The sequence below is a fragment of the Phyllobacterium sp. GQ127 genome (assembly GCF_059758635.1).
Map to the genome: position 1 here is coordinate 1 of NZ_JCAXDZ010000029.1, position 391 is coordinate 391.

General features: G+C 53.7%; 1 protein-coding gene. It reads left to right on the forward strand.

What is annotated here, in order from left to right:
* Positions 1-47: 47 nt before the first annotated feature.
* The coding region (locus AC6CHM_RS25120; protein WP_498176070.1) for a nucleotidyltransferase domain-containing protein at positions 48-391 on the forward strand (344 nt) is incomplete at its 3' end.

The following is a 391-nucleotide window of genomic DNA, read 5'->3' on the forward strand; positions in this document are numbered from 1 at the left end:
GGTTCTGCGCGAATCTGGAAATCCTGTGAGGGACGTGTTCCACTATGATGAAGTCCAGCATTGGTCACCTGCCTGAAGCCAAGCAGCGCGAGCTTGCCCGCATTGTCGAAATCCTGCTTGAGGAGTTCGAGGATGTCTTGAAAGGCGGCACTGCCGATTTCAAGAAGATCGGACGGATCCTGAAGATCATCCTTTTTGGTTCCTATGCCCGCGGCGACTGGGTCGACGAGCCGCACACGATGAAAGGCTATCGTTCCGATTACGATCTTCTCATTATCGTCAACAACCGCAAGCTCACCGATTTTTCCGGCTATTGGTACAAGGCTGCCGACAGACTGCTTCACGACCGCGGTGTAAAAACCCAGGTCGGTTTCATTGTCCATTCCCGGCG